The following is a 21,412-nucleotide window of genomic DNA, read 5'->3' on the forward strand; positions in this document are numbered from 1 at the left end:
CGGCAGGTCTCACCGTACAGACCATGTCCCGGGGCCCTTTGTATCCGTGGTTCTTCTTCAGGATGCTTCGAGCAACTGACGCAGTTTGGGTTCCAGCAGGGTGAAGGCCTTGCCGCGGTGGCCGTGCTGCTTTTTCTCCGCCAAAGGCATCTCGGCGAAGGTGCGGCCGGTTCCAGCGACTTCGAAGATTGGGTCGTAGCCAAAGCCTTGATCCCCCCGGGGAGATGCTGTGATCAAGCCGTCGCAACGGCCTTCCACCTCCAGCAGGATCGTGCCGTCTGGCGCGGCGATGCAGAGGGCGGCGCAGAAATAGGCCTCGCGTTGGTTCGATCCCTTCAGGGCCTTCAACAGTCGTGCAATGCGCTCTGGATCGGTGGGGGCGTAGCGGGCGGAGTGAACGCCAGGGGCGCCATCAAGGGCATCAACGCTGAGGCCTGAATCGTCGGCCAAAGCCCATTCGCCTTTTGCAGCTGCAACGGATTGGGCTTTAAGACGGGCATTTGCAGCAAACGTGGTGCCTGTTTCCTCCACCTCCAAGCCCTCAGGCTGGGGGCACACGGTGACGGGGACGGCCTGCAGCAGACCCTGAAATTCACGAATTTTTCCGGCGTTCCCGCTGGCGATGACCAGTGTCTTCATGCGGCCTCTGCGAACTGCCTGGCCCAGGCCAGCACTGCATCCACCCGATCAGCATCCGGACCTTCGCAGTAGAGGCGCAGCAGAGGTTCGGTGCCTGAAAAGCGCAGCATCAGCCAGTGACTGGGCCCCATCCTCAGTTTGATCCCGTCTGTGGTGATCACGTCCAGTACCTCTACGCCTGCGACGGTCGAAGGTGTGCTCTGGGCCAACAGGGTCTCGAGCCTCCGGCGTGCCTCCATGTCAGCCAACCGCAGGTCGAGGCGGTCGTAGTGGCTGCTGCCTCCGTGCTGCTGCTGAAGAGCATCCAGCCGAGCTCCCAGGGGTTGTTTGCCTTCTACAAGGGCTTCCAGCACCAGCATCGCCGCGAAGAGTGCGTCCCGCTCGGGCAGGTGCATGCCAAAACCGACACCACCAGATTCCTCGCCGCCGATCAGCACGTCCCCCACCAGCATCTCTGCGGCGATGTATTTGAAGCCCACTGCGAGCTCAAGAACGTCGCGCCCCTGGGCTTCCGCCACCAGCCGCATCAGATCTGAGCCGCTGACGGTCTTGACCACCGTGCCCGGCAGCTGCCGGGCACGGGCCAGGTGATCGATCAACAGGGGCATCAGGAGCTGGGTGCTGCAGAACCGACCGGTTTCATCCACGGCGGCGATGCGATCACCATCGCCGTCGAACACCAGCCCTACGGCGGGAGTCCCGGCGGTTGTTGAGGCCTTGACCGAAGTGATCAGTTCTGCGAGGTAAGGCGCCAGGGGTTCCGGCGGATGACCACCGAACAAAGGGTTGCGATCGCTGCGGATTTCCTCAACCACTCCATGGGCGTCAGGGCCAAGCAGTTCCGTCACACACCCGGCCGCTGATCCGTGCATCGGATCCACGATCACCTTCAGGTTGATGGCCTTGAGGCCGCGCACCAGTGCGGGGAGGTCCAGCTTGCGCCGCAGACCCTCAAGATGCTCACCGCGACCATCAAAACGGGGGACATCTGCCTTGATCGGTGCCGTGATGCCGCCGGCGGCCAGGCGTCGTTCCACCGCGGCGGTGAAGTCTCCCTCGACCGATCCACCGAAGGGGCCCTTGATCTTCAGCCCCAGCCACTCCGGCGGGTTGTGACTGGCGGTGATCACCAGAGCTCCCAGGGCTTTGCGCTCCACCACGGCCCAGCTGCAGGCGGGTGTGGGGACAGCGGTGTCTGTCAGCAGAGGCTCGAGTTCACAACCCCGTACGGCGGCAGCGATGGCTTCCCCAAGTTCGGGGGCAAGGAAGCGCCGGTCGTAACCGATGACCACCGTTCGGCTGTTGAGGCCCTCTGGTGCGCGATGCGCGAGCTCCTGGGCAGCGGCAGCGGCAACGGGTAAGAGCCGTTCCACCGTGATGTCGACGCCGATGATTCCGCGCCAGCCATCGGTGCCGAACTTGATCGGAGCTGGGCTTAGGGGGAGGGGAGCCGACGCCATGGCACAGCCTGCACTTCAGTGGATCTAGCAGCTGGCAGCCGTAGGGTCGGCGGATGGGTGACACCCCGCCTGCCGACAACCCCCTCACCGACCGGTTGCTGCGCAGTTGGCTGCGTTGCCGTCGCAAGGCCTGGCTGGATCGCCACGGGGATCCAGCAGAACGACGCTGGACCGCCCACCGCAATCTTCTGCTCGATGACCAGCAGCGGTGTTTTGTGGCGTTGGTGCCCCGAAAACCAGACCATGGCTTGGCCGCTTGTGCTGCTGGTGCCGAGGCCGTTGTGGGTCTGCGGTTGAAGGGTCTGGGGCCCTCCGGTGAACCCCTGGAGGCGCATCCTCCCCTGCTCCGGCGGGTCAAGGGCCAGAGCCGCTGGGGTGACTTCGCCTACCAACCGGTGTTGGCACGTCAGGGCCGCCGCACCACCCGGGAACATCAGCTTCCTCTGGCCCTGATGGCTCTGCTCCTCGAGCAGGAGCAACAGGCTGATGTCCCATCCATGCTGGTTCTGGGCGGCGGCGGCCGACGGCTGGAACAGGAGCGGGTCCATCTGTCGAACGGCCTGCGCCGACAGCTTGCGGAAGGGCTGCGCAAACTGCAGGCCGACCTCGAGCGACCGCTCCCCCCTCCCTTGGCGGCCGACCGCCGCAAGTGCTCACTCTGCAGCTGGCGGGTGACCTGCAACGCCGTGGCGGCGGAGGAAGGACATCTGAGTGAGGTCAGTGGCATCGGGGCCAAGCGGCGTGAAATGTTGCTGGAACTTGGGATTCGCGGTCTCTCCGATCTGGCCGCTGCTGATCCGACGCAGCTCGCCGAGCGGATGCAACGCTTTGGGGATCAGCATGGGGAGGTGGCTGCTTCCCTCGTGGCCCAGGCCAGGGCGCAGCGGGATGGTCGCGTTGAACGTTTGGACGCCGCACCGGTCCTTCCGGAATTGCGCGACTGCCCTGGTGTGCTCCTGTACGACATCGAGTCCGATCCAGATGCCCGTCACGACTTTCTCCACGGTTTTCTGGTTTTGCCCAGAACTGAAAGTGGGGACTGGGACCTTGCGTCAGTGGCGTATCACCCGATCCTGGCTCTGGCTGAGCACGGCGAAGCCCGTTGTTGGCTCCGGCTGCAACGGTTGCTCAATCACTATCGGAGCTGGCCGATTCTTCACTACGGGGAAACAGAAAGCCTCGCCCTGAGGCGGCTTGCTGAGCGGCGGGGCGCTGCTGAGGACGAGCTGCTGCAGCTTCGTCATCGTCTCGTGGATGTGCATGCCCGGGTGCGGCGTCACTGGCGCCTGCCGTTGGCCAGTTACGGCCTCAAGGCCGTCGCCGGTTGGCAGGGATTTCACTGGAATCAGGCCGGTGCCGACGGGGCCCGGGCGTTGCTGTGGTGGAGGCAGTGGCAGGGCGATGGTCTCCATCGACGCGGCAACAGGCATGGGCTGCGCTGGATCTTTGATTACAACCGCGATGACTGCCTCGCCACCTGGGCCGTTGCCGCCTGGTTGCTTCAGCGAGATCAGGGCTCGGGATCCTGAAACGCTTCAGGTCGGCTGATCCGGAGCTGTTCTCCATTGGGTCCCTCCAGCATTTCACTGGCAAGCCACTGACGGCGCACCAGGGCCAGTCCAATCCAGCTCCCGTCGTGTTCCAGAGCACTGGTGATCACGCCGGCCCGCTCTCCGTCCAGTGTGAGTTTGGTGCCGGTCGAGAGCGGGCAGCGGCAGCTCCAACAGCGCAGCTGTTGTTTCACTCCCGCCTGGCCAACGAGTTTGGCCATGGTCTCCTGGCCCAGATAGCAGCCCTTCTCTGTGCTGATCCGTGCGACGAGTCCGAGTTCCAGAGGGTTGGTCTCGCCATTGAGTTCACCGGGTCCCGGTGGGAAGCCGCTCTGGAGCCGCCAACGCTCCAACACTGCTGCATTGACGGGCTGTCCGGATGCCCAAGGTTCCGGCAGTGCCGCATTTGGCTCGAACCAGGCCGCAGCAGTGTTGGGCTCCAGCCACTGCAGCCGGCGCAGCTGGTCCAGAGGCTGGAGTCGTATCCGATCGGCCGGAAAGATCACTTGATCGAATCCGGCCTGAACGGCAGATGCATCCCCCGCTAGAACGATCACATCAGCTCCGTCCGCATCCAGACGGACTTCCAGCACCGCACGCAAGCGTCCCGTCGCCGTCAGCCAGCAGGTTTGAAGCAGATCTCCAGGGTGGAGTGTGCTGAGGTCAGCACTGGTCTGGCCTTGGAGAAACTGGCGTGCTCCGCTGCCGTTCAGGCGCAGCCGGGGAAGGTTGGCGTCCCAAAACAGCATGGTCATGCCGGTGTGAAAGCGGCGATTTCAGTCAGTTTGTAAAGGCTGATCAATTCCAGATCGTCAGCGGCCATGGCGGCGTCGCCCCCTTCTTCCCGGTCGACGATGGTGACGACCCGGTTCACGCCGTAGCCGGCGTCGCGCAGCTGCCGGACCGCCTTGAGGGAGGACCCCCCAGTGGTCACAACGTCTTCCAGAACTGTGATCAGAGATCCGGGGGCTGGTAGCGGTCCCTCCAGCCATGCTCCGGTGCCATGGCCTTTGGCTTCCTTGCGCACGATCAGTGCATCCAGGTTCCGGCCCTGATCGGCGGCGGCCATGGCGACACCACTTACTAGTGGGTCGGCACCGAGGGTGAGGCCGGCCACGGCGACCGCATCAGCTTCCACGTGCGTCAGCATGGCCCGACTGATCAAGGCCAGTCCGGAGCCGCTCAGGCTCACGGGCTTGCAGTTCACGTAATGCTCGCTCTTGCGGCCTGAGGCAAGGGTGAAGTCTCCGCGCCGGTAGGCCAGGGTGGCCAGGCGGTGCAGCAGGTTCTCCCGCTCAGTCAGGACACTCGACGATTCAGGCATGGGACTGGCCGCGCTTCGCAGGTGTCCTTAGTTTGCGCGTAGAGCTGTTTCTTCCGGTGCTGCTGCGCTCGTTCTTTTGCTCAGGATTGCTGGTGCTCGCCGGTCCATCGGTGCTGGCAGGCCCGCTGTTCTGCACCACCAGCGTCGAGGCTCCTCCACCCTGCAGTCGTTCTGCACCCGTGGAGGTGACGGTGTGCCATCCCACGGAGACCACCAGTGAGTTGATCAACCGTCGCCTCTACACCTGGACGTCACCCATGGCCCGGGGCGTGGATCCCCTGCATCAACTGACCGATGTTCTGGGTATCGCCGTTGGAGGAATCGAGGGGAATCGGGTGATGGGGCTGGGTTTTTCGGACCAGACCCTGGTCTGGGACGGGTCTGCACTGCACAACACGACGGGAGCTCTGCTCGAGGAACAGACCCCGGCACTGCCGTTGCGAACCCTGGATATTCCGAGTGGATTTGATGGCAGTCTCGCGGCCACCGGCGTGAATGAACCTGGTCTAGAGCCGCCCCGAGCTGAAGACTTCCCCGACATCACTCCCCTGTGGTAACACTCTCCTTGAGGGGGTCTAGCAATCTGGTGAATGCAGCGAACTCATAATTCGCCTAAGGCGAGTTCGATCCTCGCGACCCCCATTCCCCCCTGTTGATGCGGCTCCTCCTGCTGGCTGTCCTGCTGGTTCTGCCGGCCTTCTTCGCGGCCGCAGAGGTGGCTTTATTGCGGCTTCGCCCCAGCCGCGTCGAAGTGCTGGTGGAAGAAGAGCAGGCTGGCGCGCGTTCCATTCAGCGTCTGCAGCGACGCCTGCGGAGAGCGCTGCTGGTCTCCCAGCTGGGGGCCACTCTCGCTCTGGTGGCCCTGGGTTGGGCCGGCCGCGGTCTTGGGGGAAGGCTTTGGTCGGATGGGGCCCTGGGTGTGGCCTGGCGCGACACAGGGCTGTTCCTCGGCATCGTGCTGCTGGCCACGCTGGTGGCTGGTCTGTTGCCCAAGGCTTGGGTGCTGAACCGTCCGGAATCCTCGGCGCTTCGACTTGTGCCCCTGCTCGAGGTGGTGATGCGTTGTCTGGCACCGCTGCTCAACTTGCTTGAGGCACTGGCGGGCCTGCTGATGCGTCTGCTTGGTTTGGCTCCCCAGTGGGATGTGTTGGTGCCAGCACTCTCTGCCGGTGAATTGGAAACCCTTGTGGAATCGGGGCGGGTCACGGGTTTGTTCCCCGATGAGAAAAGCATTCTTGAAGGTGTCTTCGCCCTGCGGGACACCCAGGTGCGGGAGGTGATGGTGCCGCGGTCCGGGATGGTCACGCTGCCGGCCACGGTCCGTTTCGCCGAAATGATGGAAGCCGTGCATCACACCCGTCACGCGCGGTTCCCGGTGATCGGCCAGTCGCTGGATGACGTGCGCGGCGTTCTGGATCTCCGCCAGATGGCCGAACCGATCGCAAGGGGGCAGCTCCAGGCCGATTCGCTGCTGGAGCCCTATCTCCAGCCTGCGGTCCCTGTGCTGGAGACTTGCACCCTGGCGGAGCTGCTGCCGATGATCCGCAGTGGCCAGCCGCTTCTCTTGGTGGTGGATGAGCACGGCGGCACCGAAGGGCTCGTCACAGCAGCAGATCTCACCGGAGAAATCGTCGGTGATGAGGACCCCGGAGAGACCGATGAACCGGACCTCATCGAGGAGAAGGACTCTTCTGGTTCCTGGCTAGTGGCGGGAGATCTGGAGATCTTCGAGCTCAACCGTCAGCTGGATCTCGATCTGCCGGAAGCAGATGACCATCACACCCTGGCGGGTTTCCTGCTGGAGCGTCTTCAGCACATTCCAGCCGCCGGAGAGGCGCTGCATTTCAACGGCCTGCAGTTCGAGATCACAGCCATGGCTGGGCCACGCATTGAGCGGGTCCGGCTCGTTCTTCCCAGTTCAGTGGATGATCTCGAATGAAGGCCGATAGTCTTCCCCCAACCAACCACCCGTGCTGATGTCTCCCGACCCCATGGTCCCAGTGAAGGTCGGGGTGATCGGAATCGGCAACATGGGCTGGCACCACGCCCGGGTGCTCAGTCTTCTTCGGGATGCCGATCTGGTGGGGGTCGCGGATCCCGATGCTGAACGCGGACAGCTCGCCACAGAGCAATTCGGCTGCCGCTGGTTCGCGGACTACAACGCCATGCTCTCCGAGGTGGAGGCCGTCTGCATCGCTGTTCCAACCCTCCTGCACCACCCCGTGGGTCTGGCTTGTCTTCGTGCTGGTGTGCATGTTCTGATCGAAAAGCCGATCGCGGCGAGTCAGGACGAGGCCACCGCGCTGATTGAGGCCGCGACTGCAGCGGGTCGTCTGCTGCAGGTTGGTCACATCGAGCGGTTCAACCCCGCGTTTCGTGAACTCATCAAGGTGGTCGCTAACGAGGAGGTGGTGGTCCTCGAGGGGCGGCGCCACAGCCCCCACTCCGATCGGGCCAATGATGTCTCCGTGGTGCTGGATCTGATGATCCATGACATCGATCTTGTGCTGGAGCTGGCCAAGGCACCCGTGGTGCGACTTGCCGCTGCCGGTGGTCGCAGTGCCGAGGGGCCGATCGATTACGTCAATGCAACGCTGGGCTTCGAGAACGGTGTCGTGGCCAGCCTCACGGCCAGCAAGATGAGCCACCGCAAAATCCGCAGCCTCAGTGCTCACTGCCGTTCGAGCCTGGTGGAGACAGACTTCCTCAACCACACCCTGCACATCCATCGCCGCGCCCATGAGTGGTACTCCGCCGATCACGGTGAGCTGCTGTACCGCAATGACGGCTTCATCGAGGAGGTGAGCACCACGTCGATCGAACCCCTCTATGCAGAGCTGGAGCACTTCCTCCAGTGCGTGCGCGGTCGGGAAACTCCTGCGGTGGACGGTCTTCAGGCATCGCGGGCTCTCAAGTTGGCGGATTTGATCGAGCAGGCGGTCGAACACCCCGATACCGGGGCGCCCTTGCCTGCACCGATCTGACGAACCTGTCGCGGATCAGACCAGCCCTTTTTGTTCGGCCAGCTCGCGCAATGCTGTGACCTGCCAGCGACGGCAGTCACCTGGTGAGGATCGATAGAACTGCCCCCAGGCCTGGGCTTTGTGCTGTGGGTAGGTTTCCGGACGGAGGGAGGGATGGCTCTGTTGCCAGCCCACTCGGACGGCATGACCGATCACCACGTCGAGGGCCAGGTCATCCTCGAAGCGCACCTCCGGATTGGCTTCGACAAACGCCATCAGCGAGAGCAGGCATTCGCTGCAGAGTTGGCGGTATTCCGGGGCCTTGATGCGACTCAGCAGATGGTCGACTTGGGCGGCGAAATTGCGTTCGCCGGGTGTTTTCTCGAGGACGAGACGGCTGTTGAGTCGATTGCGCCGTTCCAGCTTGTCGCCTATCACCAGGCCGCGGCAGTGTTGCAGCAGGGACCAGATTCCGGCATAGAAATCACGGGGAACTTTTTGGAATGAGCCGAGGCGGATGCGGTGCTGAAGCCAGTCGCCGCCACCTGGTGTCTCCTCCAACGGGTCGGGAACCGACCACTGCACCCTGCCGCTCACATGCAGTTGTTCGCCGCGTTGCAGGGCGGCCCTGGCATGCTCCACATCCCCGAGCACGGCGCGCAATCGTTTGCGGATGGCGTGGGGTGCTTCGCTGCAGAGGGCTTCAAAGGCCTCGTCCTGAGTGAGTGTTTTCTCTACCGCCAGTTCTGATGTCAGCAGCAACATCAGCTGGCCCAGCTGAAGCGTGAGGCTGCCTTTGAGCAGGGCGGGCTCCCGCCGCGCCACGCTGTCGAGAGCGAGCAGGAGTTCCTGTTCGAGCATGCGTTCACGGCCGTCGATCCCACTGGTGGTCTCAATCCGTTCGGCGATGGCAGCACTGTCCATCGGTTGACGAAGCCGGGAGTCACCGGTGTAGTTGCGCCCCACCACCACCTGTTTCTGACGGACGAGAAGATCGGTCAGGGCATCCTCCAGCTGGGGATGCACCATGCCCATGGCGCCGGCGCAGCGCCGCACCACATTCCAGTCTTCACAACGCAAGCCCCGGTGATACACCTCTTCGAGGAGGTTTCGCAGGGCCACAGGATGTCCATTGGGGCTGCGTTGAATCCCCTGAGGGCCGAGACGCCGTTGCAGCAACTCGAGCACTTCGGCCTGTTCATGCAGTAGTCCACTGCTCCAGAGGCGCTGACTCAACTGATCGATCGGAGTGTCATCCAGCTCCTGCTCCTCAGCGGCCGTCAGATCCCGTAGATCAGTGGCGTCGCGCAGAACGTGCTGGGGTTGATCGGATGTTGAGACCGGTTTCTGCTGAAGCGGAGGCAGTTGGACGTTCTGCCCATGATCCACCAGCTCACTGAGGCGGCCCAACCGGACGGGGATGCTTTCAATGACGCCGCTGCCAAGTTGCCGGGCCAGTTTGAGGACGATGTCGCGATGTTGCTTCAAGGCGGCTTCGCGAATGGGAATGACCAGAAGGGGCTGTCCCACGCCGCGCCAGTGCCGTTGCAGCAGATGCAGCTCGTCCACAACAGTTTCCAGCAGCTCCTCCGGGTCATCAGCCAGATAGCTGCTGCGGTCCTCCAGCACAGACGGGGTAAACACGCTGATGGTGCCGTCCTGGTGGTAGACGCGTGCGGTGTCCTCGGTTTCCACCCGGTGTCCCGGGCGTCCGCTGAGCTTCAGACGGGGATTGGTGCCAGCTGCTTTCAGCCGTTGCTTCAGCTCGTCGGACGACAGCACAGGAATCACCATGGTTGGATCGATCGGCACCTCTGCCGCCATCAGGTCCTGGCGCACGGCATCCGTCTCCGGAGCCATCGCCACAAGAACTGACTCGGCGCCTAGTGGCTGCGGCTCCCTGCGGCCACAGGGGTCAATGTCTTCGGGGCGGATCAGATCCTCGAGCAGCATTTCCCCCAGCCAGACGAGGCTTTGGGTCCAGATCAGCGGCAGGTTGGTGTTGGCCAACCGGGCCTGGCTGCCTGGATTCAGCCGTTCCTGATCGACGGCACTGGCAGGGACCTGGTAAAGCTCGGGGTAGAGACGTTCTCCGTTCTGTTCAACGGCAAGAGCCTTGAGCTGGTTGTGCAAGCGCCGGGCCTCGTCCCAGCGGCTTTCGCAGCATGCGGTGACCAGTTCGAAGGCCAGAAACAATGGCCACTCCGACTCGATCCCTTCAAAGGCGGCGAGCTCTTCGGGTTCGTAGTGCAAGCGGGTGATGTCTTCCACCACCGTCTGGTGGCCGTCCCGGAGGAAGCGTTTGTAGCCGTAAGCCCCGCCGAGTTCCCGTCGAATGCGACGGCCGGTGCGCTCCACCAGGGCGGCATCTTCCACCGCCCAGGCGGGATAACCAATCACCGACAGACAGGCACTGTCGGCCTCCTTGCTGGCGGATTCCCGCGGCAAGAGGCCTTGCAAGGCGCGCCTTAGGCGCACGATGGCCCCCTGGGGAATCAGCAGGATGCAGCTGCCGTCCCCATGGAGGCCGTAGAGGTCAAGGCCATCCAGGGCCTCCAGGGCGGCCTTGGCCATGCCGATCGAGCTCGCATTGCGCTCCGGCAGGCCATGGTTGCCTTTGTCGCCCCGTTCCCAGATCCCGTAGTCGGGGGTGCGGTAGGCCCTTGAGATGTAGTGCACCAGGTTTTGGAGAAAATCCACCTCGTCACGGCTTTGCACCACGGGGCAGCTGCCCTTCGTTAACTGCGCCAGCTGCAGTAAGAACAGTGAGGTGGCATCCAGTTGAAGATGGCCCCAGGCGTCATCGGCCACCACCGGTTCGCCCGTGCAGCTGTCGTACTTGGCATGAAGTGCGTCGAGGGGATGCAGGCTCTCCTTGAAGCGTTCAACTTTCCCCGCCTGGCGCATCATCGAGCGCATCAGGCCACGCATGAGGGCCACCACGCGCTGCTCCAGTTCCCAGGAGCGTTTGCTGCTCTCCCCCTGCTGGCGTTTGTGGGCCAGGGCCAATCCCCACACACATTGCACCGAATAGACGCAGTCCCGTACCCAGGCATCGCCGTAGTTGCCATGGATGGTGTGGGCGGTGCTGGCGGGGAGCAGTCCACTGATCGGGTCTTGCCGATCGAGAACGACCCGTTGGATGGACTGATCCAGACGCTGAAGGCTTGTGGCGTGGTGCTGCGGAAGGGTTTCCGTCGTCGTCAAAACCATGCCCTCATCCATCACCACCTCTAAATTCTCCAACGCAGCCCCACGGCCATGGACTCAGTCAGCACCACTCCCGATGACCGTCGCCGCTGCAAGGTGCTTGGCGTGCCCGTGGATGCCTGCCGCGACGTTTGTGCTGCAGCCCTCGGACTGCACGCCCGGGGAGGGGGGCGCATCGTCACCCTCAATGCTGAGATGACGATTTCCGCTCGGGCGGATGCCTCTCTTGGGCAGGCGATCGGGACGGCTGATCTGGTGATCCCCGATGGAGCTGGCGTGGTCTGGGCTCTGGGCCGTCAGAAGGTCCGCGTCGTCAAGACGGCAGGGATCGAGCTCGCCTGGACCTTGCTGAACTACGCCGCAGCCCATCAATGGCGTGTGGCTCTGGTGGGGGCATCACCTGAGGTGATGGAGACCCTGCGCGCGGATTTGCCTCAGCGCATCGTTGGGCTCAACCTGGCTTTCACGGTGGATGGCTATCAATCGCCCGAGACCTGGCCCGGCATCGAGGCTCAGCTCAAGCAATTGCAGCCGGACCTTGTACTGGTGGCCCTGGGTGTGCCTCGTCAAGAAACCTGGTCTGAGCGCGTAGCGGCCGGACAACCTGGACTTTGGATGGGAGTTGGAGGAAGTTTTGATGTCTGGGCCGGCACCAAAAAACGTGCACCCGGCTGGATGTGCCGGATGCAGCTCGAGTGGATGTATCGGCTCATCCAGGAACCATCCCGATGGCGACGCATGCTTTCGTTGCCTGCCTTCGTTCTGGATGTGATTCGGATGGGCTGAGGCTTCAGCGGAAGCCCACAGAGGCTTGCCAAACGAAGGCAAGAAGCAGGAAGAACACTGGGATCAACGGAAGGATGTCGATCAGCGGCGAGAAGGCCTGATAGGCCTCGGGCAGCTGTGCCAGCAGGTCGAGGGTGAAGGCGGCCATCCCTTGCATCAAAAAGGCGTTCGGCTGGACGCTACCACGTGTGATGGGCTGGCGAGTCTGGCTCCCAGGGAGCGAAATCCTCTGAAAAACAGCCGTCACGGATGGCTTGTGCCATGGCGGACGTGAAACGCACCAGCTGGGTGATGTTGTGAATGCTCAGCAAGGTGAGGCCCAGGAGTTCTTCGCTACGAATCAAGTGATGCAGATAGGCCCTGGTGTGTCCGGTGCAGGCCATGCAGGAGCAGCTCGGATCCAAGGGTGTGTGGTCGTGGCGGAAACGTGCATTGCGCAGATTCCAGCGTTCTCCACCAACGAGGGCCGTGCCATGGCGACCCAGTCGGGTGGGCAAGACACAGTCGAAGAGGTCGATCCCGTTGGCCACGGCGATGGCCATCTCGCGCAGAGTGCCGATGCCCATCAAGTACCGGGGTTTGTTGGTGGGGAGCAAGGGCGTGACATCCCGCACGATGCGGTGCATGTCCTCCACGGGCTCACCGACGCTGACGCCACCGACGGCGATCCCTGGCAGATCGAAGGAGGCCACGGCACGGGCACTCTCCCGCCGCAGATGCGGGAAACAGCCCCCCTGAACAATGCCGAACAGGGCCTGGTCCATGCGTGTGTGGGCTGTGACGCAGCGCTCGAGCCAGGCATGGGTACGGCGACAGGCATCGATGACGTCGTTTTCCGTCGCCGGATAGGGCGGGCACTGGTCGAAGGCCATGGCCACATCCGCCCCGAGGGCCATCTGGATGTGGGTGGCATGTTCCGGTGTCATGTCGATGGTGCGTCCATCGCGGGGGTTCCGGAACACCACGCCGCGGTCATCGATCTTGTTGAGGTCCCCCAGGCTGAACACCTGAAACCCCCCGGAGTCGGTCAGCATCGGGCCGTCCCAGCCCATGAACCGGTGCAGCCCCCCCGCAGCTGCCACGATGTCCTCACCGGGTTGCAAATGCAGGTGGTAAGTGTTGGAGAGCACCATCTGGGCACCCGTGTGCCTCAGTTGCTCGGTGCTGATGCCCTTGACGGTCGCAAGAGTCCCCACTGGCATGAAGCGTGGTGTGTGCACCGGTCCATGCGGAGTCTCAAAGGTGCCGCACCGGGCTGCTGTGTTGGCGCAATGCGCGTTGATCTCAAAGCCGAACAAGGCTGATCCGCCCCTGCAATGACCCTACGGTGAGGGCTGATTGCACCCGTCACGCCATTCCCCGGATCGCTCCGTCCTGGCTGTCTGATCTGGCGGGAGCCTGGATCTTTTACACAGTGCTGCCTGCATGGCCTTGGCCGCAGCCCTCGTTTCAGCGCATTGCACGATTCGCTCCCTGGATTGGGCTGTTGATCGGTGCGCTGCAGGGGCTGCTCTGGAGTGGTCTGTCCAGGTTGGGTTGGCCTCCTGAAGCCTGTGCCCCATGCGTTGTGGCTCTTGGTATCCAACTCAGTGGTGGATTGCACCACGACGGCTTGATCGATACGGCGGATGGCCTTGGGGCGCCTGAGGAACGGCGGCTCGAGGCCATGGAGGACAGCCGTGTGGGCGCCAGTGGCGTGCTGGCTCTCGTGATGGTGGTCCTGCTGCAAGTCGCGGCATTGATCCAATTGGGGCCCAAGGCCCCGATCGGGCTCTGTTTGGCTGCGTTCTGGGCGCGGGTGTCCCCGCTCTGGGCCATGGCGCGTTTCGACTATCTCCGGGCCGATGGCACCGCTGCTTTTCATCGCGACCATGCCAGGCCGCTCTGGGATGCCCTGCCCACACTGCTGGTGGTGGCTCTGCTGGCCGGGGTGGTCGCGCCCTTCCCTCTTCTCTTGGGGATGGTCGTGGCGATCCTTGTCGCCCAGGCTCTTGGGCGACGCCTGGGGGGGCACACCGGTGACAGCTATGGAGCGGTTCTTGTGTTGACCGAGATGATCACGCTGCTTGGCCTGGCGTTGCTTCTGCCGGCCAGTTGAGGACGAACGCGTTGCCCTGAGTGGGCAGATCCGGAGCGATCGTGGATGGCTCCACGCAGAGGCTCAGGCGGCGGCCCTGCCGTTCCGCCAAGGAGCGTGCGAGGGCGAGTCCAAGGCCGGTACCGGGTCGGTCTTGGCCGGTGGATCCCCGTTCTCCCTGCTCGAAAATCAGATCCCTTTCCTCCGTGGGGATCGGTGGCCCGTTGTCCCAGACGCAGAGCCCGTTGGGCAACAGACACAGTCCGACGGTGCAACCCGCTGGGCTGTAGCGGAACGCATTCTCCAGGAGGTTGGCGACGATTTCCGCGATGGTGCCGTCCTGGGACGGCTGGTCGATCCATTGGGGCCACTGCTGCGGCCCTTGCCAGGGGCGGCCCTGCAGGCTTGCTGTTGCTTCCGCCCGCTCCAGCAGGGGCATCAGCAGGGTTTGCATTGTTGCCTCGCCTTCGGCCGGCCCTGGGGGCAACAGGGTGGGCCCCAGATTCTCTTGCTGCGGAAGACGCTTCTGCCCAAGGCCATCCAGAACGTCGATGTACTGGCCGAGTTGCCGTTGCTCCGAGAGCATGCCCTCCACAAGTGGACGATGGGAGCTGTCCGCTTCAAGCCGCCGCATCAGCAGCTGGGCGTAGGTGCGCAGGGCCGCCAGTGGATTGCGCAACTGATGAACGAGTGTGCGCAGTTGATCGTTTTGTTGGCTCAGTTCCTGGCGGAGTTGTAAGCATTCCAGGTCCCGCCCCAGAGCGTGGCTGATGGCGGCAGCACTGCGTCTCATCCGTTGGTCCAGGGTCAGAGTCCAGCTCCGTTGAGGATCCAGGTCGGCGCGCAGGGCCCCCAGGATTAATCCGGCATCCTGCAGTGGGTACCAGCGCCGACTCTGATGGGGTAAGCGGAGGTTGGGGTCTGCGTCGGCGGCGGGGAGGGAGCGTTCATTGGCGGACCATTGCCGAATCAGCAGCAAGGGCGGGCCTTGTTGATTGGGTGGTGCACTGACATAAAGCCCCAGATGCTGAATGCCCTCTTTGGCGGTTAGATCTGCCAGCTGTTGGTCTGTGAAGTCGAAGAATCGATCTGTCAGCTGCATCGGATCCGGCCGATCAATTCACGCGCTCAAGCAAGCCTGCGCGAGGGGGACTTGAAAAATCTGGGAAAAGTCTTAAGATCCTCCTATCGACCGAAGGCGCTGTTCATTGTGAACAGACGCCCGCCATCTCTCACAAAGGTTGCATTTGTTTTGCAACCAAAGCTACAGCAGAGGTTGATGTGTCCTCGGCTGCTTCTCGCTTGGGTGTTGGTGTTCTGCAGGTGATTGTGGTTTGTCCTCAATCGCCTCAACGCGGTCCCTTGCGTCTGGCGTTTTACGCCGACGGCTACTGACGATTCCGTGGTGATGGTCTTCGCCGAAACGGATTCCGTCTGTTCTGACGAATCACCCTGTTCTTCCTTTCGTATCGGAGCCCTTCCATGTCCAAGAAGCGCAAGCGCATCAGTCGTCGTCGCCTGGCAGGTCAACGGGTCCTGGCGCATGTGCCAACCCACCACCTCGAAACCGGTGAGTACAAGCCCGTTACTGCGGCTCGTCGGTACATCGCTGAGGCTGGAATGGTGCCACCGGCTCTTCTGAACGTGCGCCGCAACGAGCACACCACTGATCGTTTCTTCTGGGGTGAGAAGGGTCTTTTCAGTGCGCAATACGCCGAAGAGAACCATTTCCTCTTTCCATCGTTGCGCATCATTGTTGATTCAATCGGTGAGGACCAGCTCTTTGAAGGCCTTGAGCTTGGTGCCGATGATTGGGAAGAAATGGAGGAGTACGAGTACGCCTTTGTTTGATCAAAGACGCTCCAGCACTCGCTCGATAAACATCAACATCGGCTGCATCATCTCTTGAGGGATGGTGTGGCCGTTGTTGAATGTGAGGGTGTGACATCGATCCGACTGCAACTGCGACGCGATCGCTTGCATGGCTTGGAACGGCACCACCGGATCTTCGTCACCGTGCATCAGTAACACGGGGGGGTGCTGCGCGGGTGGAGCCCAGTTGGGATGGGGATAGCCGCTGCAGCTGATGACCCCGGCGATGGGCAGGGAGCAGCCGCAGTCCAAGGCCATGGCGCCTCCCTGTGAAAACCCGAACACCACCGTCTGTTTCATCCCAATGCCTGCCCCGCACTGGTCTTGCAGTTGAGCCTTCAGACGGTCAACTGCCTCGGGCACGGCATTCCACTGTGCCGGGAACAAGCCGTACCACTGGCGCCCCCCCGGTTGGTCTGGGTGCAGTTCAGGGGCCTCCAGGCAGACCACATCAAGGGTCTTGGAGGATTCACGTGCAAGCTGATCACCCAGGGGTTTCAGGTCATCTCCGTTGGCTCCCCATCCGTGGAGGAGCACCAGCCGGCCATCCATGGGCATCAACATCACTGCTGCGTAGGTTGGCTCACGACCCAGTCACGACCCTGCGATGGCTCCTGTCGCTCTCCTGAGTGTTTCCGACAAGTCCGGGCTGGTGCCTCTGGCGGAGGCCCTGCATCGGACCCATGGCTATCAATTGCTCTCCAGTGGAGGCACGGCCAAGGTGCTGGAGCAGGCGGGCCTGCCGGTGACCCGTGTGTCGGAGCACACCGGTGCTCCAGAAATTCTTGGTGGTCGGGTGAAAACATTGCACCCAAGGGTGCATGGCGGCATTCTTGCCAAACGGGAAGATGCTGCACACCAAGCAGATCTGGAACAGCAGAACATCGCCCCCATCGATGTGGTGGTGGTCAACCTTTATCCCTTCAGAGAAACGATTGCCCGGCCTGACGTCAGCTGGGACCAGGCCATTGAGAATATCGATATCGGTGGTCCCGCCATGGTCCGGGCGGCAGCCAAGAACCATGCCGATGTGGCCGTCCTCACCAGCCCTGATCAATACGACCGTCTGTTGACTGCCATGGTGGAGTCGGGCGGGAGTGTGCCTTCGGGCTTGCGTCGCCAATTGGCCCTTGAAGCGTTCCAGCACACCGCGTCGTACGACACTGCGATCAGCCGCTGGATGGCCCAGCAAAATTCAGCGGAAGACAGCCCCTGGCTGGAAGCGGTTCCGCTGCGTCAGACCCTGCGGTACGGCGAAAATCCCCACCAAAAAGCCCGCTGGTTCACCCATCCCAAGCAGGGTTGGGGCGGTGCGATGCAGCTGCAGGGCAAGGAGCTGAGCACCAACAACCTTCTGGATCTGGAGGCGGCCCTCGCCACGGTGCGTGAGTTCGGTTATGGCGCCGACGGTGCCGCACCGGCGCTGCAACCGGCGGCCGTCGTCGTCAAGCACACCAATCCCTGTGGTGTGGCGATCGGCGTCTCGCTGCCTGCGGCGTTGACGCGGGCTTTGGATGCAGATCGGGTCAGTGCCTTCGGCGGCATCATCGCCATGAATGGTGTGGTGGAAGCCACGGCGGCCCGTGAGCTCACCAGCCTGTTCCTGGAATGTGTCGTGGCACCGGGTTTCACTCCTGAAGCTCGGGAGGTGCTCGCGGCCAAAGCAAATCTGCGGCTTCTGGAATTGGCTCCTCAGGCCATTGATGCGGCCGGTCCGGATCATGTGCGCAGCATCCTCGGCGGGCTTCTGGTTCAGGATCTGGATGATCAGGCGATCACGCCGGCCGACTGGACCGTGGCCAGCCAGCGTCCGCCCACACCCCAGGAAAAGCTGGACCTGGAATTTGCCTGGCGATTGGTGCGTCACGTTCGCTCGAACGCCATCGTGGTGGCTCGGGATGGCCAGAGCCTCGGTGTGGGTGCTGGCCAGATGAATCGGGTGGGATCGGCCCGGATTGCCTTGGAGGCTGCCGGTGATCAAGCCCAGGGAGCGGTGCTGGCCAGTGATGGCTTCTTCCCCTTTGACGACACAGTGCGTCTGGCCGCCAGCCATGGCATCACCGCTGTTATCCATCCCGGCGGGAGCATGCGCGATGGCGATTCGATCAAGGCCTGTGATGAGCTCGGTCTGGCGATGCAGCTCACGGGGCGCCGCCATTTCCTGCACTGATGCTGGTGGGGGGGCGGCGGCCCCCTAGCCTCGCGTCACTGAAGACTCCCCCCCGATGCTCGCCACGCTTCCCTTCAGCCTCAATTTCGCTCACCCTTTAGCGGAGTGGGGCCTGCTCGCTACTGGTGGTTGGGCTCTTTACCTGGGGATCAAGGCCAAGAAAACACGCACTGGTACGCCAGAACAACGCAAAGAGCTGGTGCCGAAAAAGTTTGCCCAGCGTCATTACCTCTGGGGCAGCATCCTCTTAGCGGTGATGACCCTCGGCACGCTGGGTGGCATGGCTGTGACCTATCTGAACAACGGCAAATTGTTCGTTGGACCGCATCTGTTGGTGGGTCTGGCCATGACAGGGATGATCGCTGTTGCCGCGTCGCTCTCACCCCTCATGCAACGGGGCAATTTGATTGCGCGCAAGGCTCATGTGGGACTGAACATGGGCATGCTGACGCTGTTCCTCTGGCAGGCCTTTAGCGGAATGGAGATCGTCAACAAGATCTGGACCAACCGCTGAAGATCCTTCAGAAGGCTGCCCACTGACGGGGTGGGCAGCCCTTTAACGCGGTGGCCTGGACAACCCTCCACGTGGAGGGCGAGTTGCACGCCATCTGTTCCTAGGACCCTGGATTGTTGAAGTAAGGCTGAGACAAGCTGCGCTGGGATGTCAGAACAGCGCAAAGAGCTGCTGCCTAAAAAGTTTGGCCAGCGCCATGACCCCTGGGGCAAGCTCTGGTTGGTGCTGATGATGAGAGGGATAGTCGCCATTACCGCGTCGCTGGATCCCTTGATGCACTCATCAAGGTGTTCGCACGAAGGCCGTTGCTGTAGAAGCTGTTCTAGAACCTGGATGTCGGTCGAGGAGCTGGATCAGTAACAGCGTTGAGATGATTCGGTTTTGTTCTGGCCACTAACGATAAAAATCCTCTCCCTTGAGTGGTGTTTTTCGTTCGTTGCTTTTGATGTAAAAAAATGCAGTTGCTGCAACGACTGCGAGTGGTATTGCAGTAAACAAAAGAAGCGCAATCGCCGTATAGTCTTGATGCATGATGCAAGAAATTTTTGATATTATATTTTCTTGAGCCAAGGATTAATTACTGAATTTTACTTCGCTTTGATTGAAAAGGAATGTCCTTGATTATCTTTTGATGCAAGTTGTGTTTTATTCGTTCTATTGTTTGTGCTCTCCTGAGGGATGCGTGTATGCGCATCATTTCGGGGACTTCTCTGTATCAATGTTAAATGCTGTCATTGATTTAATCGAAATCATGAAGAATCTATGAAAAGCACTTTGAAGACCATCATGTTCTCTACCTTTTATATTTTAATGTGTGGAGGAGCTCTTGCTCAAGCTGTTCATGAGTCGACCAAGCAGCCGATTGGATTGTTGGTCTTTGCGATGGTGATGACTCCAATCATTGTTTCTATTTGTGGTGGGCTGCCTGTTGATTTTATGAAAGTAAATTTCAACAATGCACGTGATAACTGATCTGCAGTAGGTCGGCTAAATTCTAATTTAGCTTTGGTTTAATTGTGCCATGTATTTCGTTTTCCAGGTTATAATGTATTGGCTTCTTGAGTGATTGCCCTTGACCAGGCCTGTAGGCGGTCATCAGTTTTTTCTGATTCATTGTCTTCGTCAATGGGTAATCCACAAAACATTCCATCGATAACACTTTTGGACTCATCAAAAATATATTGGTCAGTTGATACATGGCCAATCATTCGGCCTCCTGCAGATTTGAATGATTTGTAAAGTTCTTCCATGGCATCACAGAAATATTTGCTGAATGCAGCTGAGTCTCCCAGGCCTACTATCGCAATGGGTGTGTCTTTTAGCGATAGATGGGGAATGTTGTCAATGTGTTCGTCCCATGATGTGCCTGATCTTTTAATATCAGAGCCAGTGTTCCAGGTTGGTGTGCAGCAAATTAAAGCTTCAGACTCTTCTAGTTCTTTTGTAAAATCTATTCTGTCAAGATCTTTTAATTCTGATCCTGGCAATAATATCCTTAGCCTTTCTGCTATGTCTTCTGTATGGCCGGTTGCTGATGCATAAACGATAGTAAAGCGCATGAAGCAAATCTCAAGTGAATGGATTATGAACAATTTTGAGATGAGACCAAGCACTTATTTGACGTGTCGATGTCATGCAAGCTACTGATGCGTCTGGTTTCTAAGTCTATTCCTATTGGTGGGATCAAGAATATGTATTCGTGTATGCTTGATATCAAGCTGGACCCTTGAAGCGCTAATTTGCTTTTCTTTTTTTGTTCATATTTGAGAGTATTCATTTGCTTGCGCTCCCATTTCTTTAAATTTTGTTGGCCGTCTAAATGATTGTGTTCCGCGACTTTGCCTCTAGTAGCTGTAATTTATTCCATCAGTCTTGCTGTGGTAATCCTGCTAAAAGATGTGGAGTTTATCTGCACTCTTGTGCTGATTTTTGTGGTGGATTTTTCCGATTTGCTGTTTATAGAAATGCTCAGCTCTGTGGTTTTTGATGATAAATCGGATTGCATTGTCGATGAATCTTGGGCCCTTGGGCTCAAGGCGTCGCCGGGGGCCGTTGCTGGACCATCGGTGATGCATTCCAAATAACTGGTCAGGTATCACCAAGGCCGTTGAACAGCTCTTTGTGAACAACAAATGTGTGGTACAGCACTGTGCCTGATTCGGGTTCGAGTCGTTCTCCGTCTGCGTTGAAGCCAATACTGCACACCAGATTGCCTGTCCAGCTGATTTGATCCGGGCTTTGACTGACAGACCATTTCAGCATTTGCTGAGCCTGTTCAGGCAGTTGCACAGCAATTTTTTCGCAGGCTTTATTGAGACGGTAAAGCGCGGGTGGTTTGGTAGGTAGTGCGAGTGATTTCCTTAGTGAAAGCTCGTCGAAGATGCCGATGTATCGAATGTGCTCAATGATCTCCAGCTCAGAGGGGTCCAAACCCGCATTCTCGAGGGCAAGCTCAAAGGCTTCAACGTCCAGGCGGGGCCGCTTGATCATGTCGTTTTTCCCTATGGTTTCAGTCGTTGAGGTGACGCATTTAGTAAGCAGTACGTTCAATAAGTGCTGCGGCTGAGGAAGGTCATAATGCTGATAATTGCGAAATAAAGTGTTGATGTTTCATGTTCGTGCTTTTGCATTTTAACTGTTCCAAAGAGCACGCCCTGAAGTCCAGTGTCCATTCTTGCATCGGATTCTTGGTTTGTAAGGTTGATCAGCAATAAGCCTGGCCTAACGTGCTGAGTGTAAGCGGCAATAATGCTCGAAAGGCTCTAGCCTAAGTGTAGTAATTGGAAGGATGTTTCAATGGTTTGACAAGGCTTTTGGCGTTCAAAAGTTTCTTAACTATGGATTAAT

General features: G+C 60.3%; 23 protein-coding genes and 1 tRNA gene. 12 read left to right on the top strand and 12 right to left on the bottom strand.

Annotated features, from left to right (window positions below; genetic code table 11):
- Positions 1 to 57 precede the first annotated feature (57 nt).
- Together rdgB and SynPROSU1_RS01420 are read right to left on the bottom strand one after the other, a co-directional pair.
- Positions 58 to 639 carry an RdgB/HAM1 family non-canonical purine NTP pyrophosphatase gene (rdgB, locus tag SynPROSU1_RS01415; protein WP_186571226.1) on the bottom strand — a complete coding sequence of 194 codons (582 nt, stop codon included), beginning with the start codon at positions 637 to 639 and terminating at the stop codon, positions 58 to 60.
- Complete coding sequence (locus SynPROSU1_RS01420; protein ID WP_186571227.1) at positions 636 to 2,099, bottom strand: phosphoglucomutase/phosphomannomutase family protein; 1,464 nt, start codon at positions 2,097 to 2,099, stop codon at positions 636 to 638. The genes rdgB and SynPROSU1_RS01420 overlap by 4 nt, the downstream gene beginning before the upstream one ends.
- Positions 2,100 to 2,152: 53 nt before the next feature.
- Between SynPROSU1_RS01420 and SynPROSU1_RS01425 the strand changes: the two genes are divergently transcribed.
- On the top strand, positions 2,153 to 3,628 hold the full coding sequence (locus SynPROSU1_RS01425; RefSeq protein WP_186571228.1) for a TM0106 family RecB-like putative nuclease: 1,476 nt from the start codon (positions 2,153 to 2,155) through the stop codon (positions 3,626 to 3,628).
- Here SynPROSU1_RS01425 and SynPROSU1_RS01430 read toward each other — a convergent pair.
- On the bottom strand, positions 3,610 to 4,404 hold the full coding sequence (locus SynPROSU1_RS01430; protein ID WP_186571229.1) for a folate-binding protein YgfZ: 795 nt from the start codon (positions 4,402 to 4,404) through the stop codon (positions 3,610 to 3,612). The two genes, SynPROSU1_RS01425 and SynPROSU1_RS01430, sit on opposite strands and share 19 nt — an antisense overlap.
- The gene (gene pyrE, locus SynPROSU1_RS01435) at positions 4,401 to 4,973 is read right to left on the bottom strand and encodes an orotate phosphoribosyltransferase (RefSeq protein WP_186571230.1); all 573 of its coding nucleotides are present in this window, start codon (positions 4,971 to 4,973) and stop codon (positions 4,401 to 4,403) included. Before pyrE ends, SynPROSU1_RS01430 begins: the two co-directional genes overlap by 4 nt.
- A gap of 56 nt (positions 4,974 to 5,029) precedes the next feature.
- Between pyrE and SynPROSU1_RS01440 the strand changes: the two genes are divergently transcribed.
- From SynPROSU1_RS01440 to SynPROSU1_RS01455, 4 genes are all read left to right on the top strand, one after another.
- Complete coding sequence (locus tag SynPROSU1_RS01440) at positions 5,030 to 5,530, top strand: hypothetical protein (protein WP_255444733.1); 501 nt, start codon at positions 5,030 to 5,032, stop codon at positions 5,528 to 5,530.
- 12 nt (positions 5,531 to 5,542) lie between these two features.
- Positions 5,543 to 5,615, top strand: a tRNA-Ile gene (locus SynPROSU1_RS01445).
- A 13-nt stretch (positions 5,616 to 5,628) separates the two neighbouring features.
- The gene (locus SynPROSU1_RS01450) at positions 5,629 to 6,912 is read left to right on the top strand and encodes a hemolysin family protein (RefSeq protein WP_186571232.1); all 1,284 of its coding nucleotides are present in this window, start codon (positions 5,629 to 5,631) and stop codon (positions 6,910 to 6,912) included.
- Between the two features lie 37 nt (positions 6,913 to 6,949).
- The gene (locus SynPROSU1_RS01455) at positions 6,950 to 7,957 is read left to right on the top strand and encodes a Gfo/Idh/MocA family protein (RefSeq protein WP_186571233.1); all 1,008 of its coding nucleotides are present in this window, start codon (positions 6,950 to 6,952) and stop codon (positions 7,955 to 7,957) included.
- A gap of 15 nt (positions 7,958 to 7,972) precedes the next feature.
- Here the strand turns inward: SynPROSU1_RS01455 and SynPROSU1_RS01460 are convergent, their stop codons facing one another.
- On the bottom strand, positions 7,973 to 11,149 hold the full coding sequence (locus tag SynPROSU1_RS01460; protein WP_186572173.1) for a glycoside hydrolase family 15 protein: 3,177 nt from the start codon (positions 11,147 to 11,149) through the stop codon (positions 7,973 to 7,975).
- Between the two features lie 48 nt (positions 11,150 to 11,197).
- Here SynPROSU1_RS01460 and SynPROSU1_RS01465 point away from each other — a divergent pair, with 48 nt between their 5' ends.
- Positions 11,198 to 11,932: a WecB/TagA/CpsF family glycosyltransferase gene (locus tag SynPROSU1_RS01465; RefSeq protein WP_186571234.1), complete on the top strand. Its 735-nt coding sequence runs from the start codon at positions 11,198 to 11,200 to the stop codon at positions 11,930 to 11,932.
- 4 nt (positions 11,933 to 11,936) lie between these two features.
- Here SynPROSU1_RS01465 and SynPROSU1_RS01470 read toward each other — a convergent pair whose 3' ends face one another.
- Positions 11,937 to 12,080 (bottom strand): photosystem II reaction center protein K, encoded by a 144-nt coding sequence (locus SynPROSU1_RS01470; protein ID WP_025362038.1) that lies wholly within the window; start codon positions 12,078 to 12,080, stop codon positions 11,937 to 11,939.
- 31 nt (positions 12,081 to 12,111) lie between these two features.
- Positions 12,112 to 13,230, bottom strand: a complete 1,119-nt coding sequence (gene tgt, locus SynPROSU1_RS01475; protein WP_186571235.1) for a tRNA guanosine(34) transglycosylase Tgt — start codon at positions 13,228 to 13,230, stop codon at positions 12,112 to 12,114.
- 29 nt (positions 13,231 to 13,259) lie between these two features.
- Between tgt and cobS the strand changes: the two genes are divergently transcribed.
- A complete protein-coding gene (gene cobS / locus SynPROSU1_RS01480; RefSeq protein ID WP_186571236.1) occupies positions 13,260 to 14,030 on the top strand; it encodes an adenosylcobinamide-GDP ribazoletransferase in 771 nt (256 codons plus the stop codon).
- Here cobS and SynPROSU1_RS01485 read toward each other — a convergent pair.
- Entirely contained in the window at positions 13,990 to 15,111 is a 1,122-nt protein-coding gene (locus tag SynPROSU1_RS01485) for a sensor histidine kinase KdpD (RefSeq protein WP_186571237.1), read from the bottom strand. The two genes, cobS and SynPROSU1_RS01485, sit on opposite strands and share 41 nt — an antisense overlap.
- 380 nt (positions 15,112 to 15,491) lie before the next feature.
- Here SynPROSU1_RS01485 and SynPROSU1_RS01490 point away from each other — a divergent pair, with 380 nt between their 5' ends.
- Positions 15,492 to 15,860 (top strand): DUF3155 domain-containing protein, encoded by a 369-nt coding sequence (locus tag SynPROSU1_RS01490; protein WP_186571238.1) that lies wholly within the window; start codon positions 15,492 to 15,494, stop codon positions 15,858 to 15,860.
- On the opposite strand, the gene SynPROSU1_RS01495 is transcribed toward SynPROSU1_RS01490, so the two are convergent.
- Positions 15,861 to 16,433 (bottom strand): alpha/beta hydrolase, encoded by a 573-nt coding sequence (locus tag SynPROSU1_RS01495; protein ID WP_186572174.1) that lies wholly within the window; start codon positions 16,431 to 16,433, stop codon positions 15,861 to 15,863.
- 55 nt (positions 16,434 to 16,488) lie between these two features.
- On the opposite strand from SynPROSU1_RS01495, the gene purH reads away from it, so the two are divergent.
- From purH to SynPROSU1_RS01510, 3 genes are all read left to right on the top strand, one after another.
- Positions 16,489 to 18,051, top strand: coding sequence for a bifunctional phosphoribosylaminoimidazolecarboxamide formyltransferase/IMP cyclohydrolase (purH, locus tag SynPROSU1_RS01500; protein ID WP_186571239.1), 1,563 nt, complete (start codon positions 16,489 to 16,491; stop codon positions 18,049 to 18,051).
- Positions 18,052 to 18,106: 55 nt separating this feature from the next.
- Positions 18,107 to 18,565, top strand: coding sequence for a DUF4079 domain-containing protein (locus SynPROSU1_RS01505; protein ID WP_166015632.1), 459 nt, complete (start codon positions 18,107 to 18,109; stop codon positions 18,563 to 18,565).
- A 762-nt stretch (positions 18,566 to 19,327) separates the two neighbouring features.
- Positions 19,328 to 19,537 (top strand): hypothetical protein, encoded by a 210-nt coding sequence (locus tag SynPROSU1_RS01510; RefSeq protein ID WP_186571240.1) that lies wholly within the window; start codon positions 19,328 to 19,330, stop codon positions 19,535 to 19,537.
- Positions 19,538 to 19,605: 68 nt separating this feature from the next.
- On the opposite strand, the gene fldA is transcribed toward SynPROSU1_RS01510, so the two are convergent.
- On the bottom strand, positions 19,606 to 20,124 hold the full coding sequence (fldA, locus tag SynPROSU1_RS01515; RefSeq protein WP_186571241.1) for a flavodoxin FldA: 519 nt from the start codon (positions 20,122 to 20,124) through the stop codon (positions 19,606 to 19,608).
- A 318-nt stretch (positions 20,125 to 20,442) separates the two neighbouring features.
- Here fldA and SynPROSU1_RS01520 point away from each other — a divergent pair, with 318 nt between their 5' ends.
- Entirely contained in the window at positions 20,443 to 20,649 is a 207-nt protein-coding gene (locus SynPROSU1_RS01520) for a hypothetical protein (protein WP_186571242.1), read from the top strand.
- 4 nt (positions 20,650 to 20,653) lie between these two features.
- On the opposite strand, the gene SynPROSU1_RS01525 is transcribed toward SynPROSU1_RS01520, so the two are convergent.
- Positions 20,654 to 21,055: a hypothetical protein gene (locus SynPROSU1_RS01525; RefSeq protein ID WP_186571243.1), complete on the bottom strand. Its 402-nt coding sequence runs from the start codon at positions 21,053 to 21,055 to the stop codon at positions 20,654 to 20,656.
- A 56-nt stretch (positions 21,056 to 21,111) separates the two neighbouring features.
- The gene (locus tag SynPROSU1_RS01530; RefSeq protein ID WP_186571244.1) at positions 21,112 to 21,276 is read right to left on the bottom strand and encodes a hypothetical protein; all 165 of its coding nucleotides are present in this window, start codon (positions 21,274 to 21,276) and stop codon (positions 21,112 to 21,114) included.
- Positions 21,277 to 21,412: the final 136 nt, after the last annotated feature.

Source organism: Synechococcus sp. PROS-U-1 (assembly GCF_014279755.1).
GTDB lineage: Bacteria > Cyanobacteriota > Cyanobacteriia > PCC-6307 > Cyanobiaceae > Parasynechococcus.